The sequence below is a fragment of the Bacillus sp. P4_D3 genome, from assembly GCF_056401855.1.
Genome location: NZ_JBFUIN010000603.1, coordinates 1 through 1,892 on the forward strand (window position 1 = coordinate 1; position 1,892 = coordinate 1,892).

General features: G+C 30.4%; 2 protein-coding genes. One reads left to right on the forward strand and one right to left on the reverse strand.

Annotated elements, in window-relative coordinates:
- Positions 1-127: 127 nt before the first annotated feature.
- On the forward strand, positions 128-1,105 hold the full coding sequence (locus tag AC1DTM_RS24585; protein WP_016104923.1) for a phosphotransferase enzyme family protein: 978 nt from the start codon (positions 128-130) through the stop codon (positions 1,103-1,105).
- A gap of 114 nt (positions 1,106-1,219) precedes the next feature.
- On the opposite strand, the gene AC1DTM_RS24590 is transcribed toward AC1DTM_RS24585, so the two are convergent.
- On the reverse strand, positions 1,220-1,675 hold the full coding sequence (locus AC1DTM_RS24590) for a cupin domain-containing protein (RefSeq protein ID WP_477001109.1): 456 nt from the start codon (positions 1,673-1,675) through the stop codon (positions 1,220-1,222).
- Positions 1,676-1,892 lie beyond the last annotated feature (217 nt).

Consider the following 1,892-nt stretch of genomic DNA (forward strand, 5'->3'; position numbering starts at 1 on the left):
CCTCCCCACTGATTATTATCCCATACTAATCGGACTTTTACGGGATAAATCTTTTTTAAAGGATTCTACCAAATAAAACACGAAATTTGTAAGTTAAGGAACTAGTAGTTTTGTGAGTAGAAAATTTATGTTTGGAAAGGAAGTTAAAATGAATAATATAGAAAAAGAGATACTTAAACTAATTAATAAACTATATCCATTGGATTTTATTGAAATGAAACCAATAACAAATGAAATGTATCAATGTCTCACAGCACAAGGTACTTACTTCGTTAGAATTACAAACTATAAAACATATGAAGAGCAATTAGAAGAAGTTACATATACGAACTTTTTATATCAAAAGGGCTTAGGAGTCCCTCCCATAATACCTTCTTTAAAGGGGAATTTAGTAGAGAAAATAACATTAGACAAAGAAGTTTTTGCTGTATTATATAAAGCTGCTCCTGGTATACATTTACCAAGAAACGARTGGAATTCTAATGTATTTAAAAAGCTTGGTCAACAAATTTGTAAATTACATCGTGTATCTAAAAATTTCGAAAGTATTGAACCAGTAAAACATATAAACGACTGGTATGAAAATGAAGAGTATAATTTTCTTAACTATATCCCAAAAGAAGAAACTACTATAAGAGAAATTGCATCTGACGTTTTAACTTCTATAAAGGAGCTGCCAAAGTCCACTTCAAATTACGGCTTAATTCATGGAGATTTATGGTTAGAAAACATATTAGTGGACAATGATTTAAATTTAACAATGATTGATTTTCAAGACTGTGAAAATCATTTTTACATATTCGATTTAGCTGTTCCAGTCTATAGCGCGATAGAATATTCTTTCGTTGGGAATGGCAACATAGTCGACTATGAGAATTCTATTACAAAAGCAATAATCGACGGATACCAGGAGGAAAATGATCTACCTAAAGAAATGATAGAGCAGCTTCCATTGTTTATTAAATTAAAGGAAATATTCGAATATAGTTTAATGCATATGTATTGGAATAAAGAAGAGTTAACTGAGGAACAAGTACGGATAATGAACCTTTATAGAATAAAGATTGAAAAAAGCCATTCTTTAAACACAGTTGGTTTCCTATGAAGTACACCCAATTGTTACATTCAGTTTAACAATTGGGTGTACTTTTCTATAGATAAGTTTTCTTCAAAAGACAAAATACAAGGAGCGAAACGATATTTAATCGTACAGTGGCACCTATTTTTCAATCCATTCAACGAATTTATCTAGCTTAATACCATCCTCGATATTACTTTCTTCCAAAGTATTTGCCCTAGCTTGAATACAAATAAAATAGAGAGGTTCACTTGAATTGTTACGCCAAATTCTTTCCCCCTCTTGTGCCACCCTTATGACAGTACCCTCTTTGATTTCAAGAATTTCATCATCAATCTTGAATTCCCCTTGTCCTTTGACGAWGATATACAGCTCTTCATTTTCTCTATGCTTATGATAAAAGGGCATTGAAATGCCTGGAGGGAAAACATTTAGTGAAACTTCCATCCCTGTACATTGTAAGTCATCTTTAAGAAATACCTTTCCAGGAGCTTTAAATGGATTTCCATTTTTATATTGAAGCAAATCCTCCCACTTTCCTACTTGAACAGCACTAAAATTTTTACCTTCCATTGTTGAATTAACAAATTGACTCATTTGTATACTCCTCACATATTAATTTTCCATAATTTTACTTTTAATTCTCTAATAAATGAATAAATCCTCTCACAAAAAGAAACCGAATAGTCTCTTTTTCACGGTAAAAAAACGGCTCAATTAGCCATAATATGTTATTAAGAAGTTTATTAGTAAAGATTGTTTTTTACATATTTATTTATATCTACATTTATTTTATTTAGAATTTCTAAAAAAC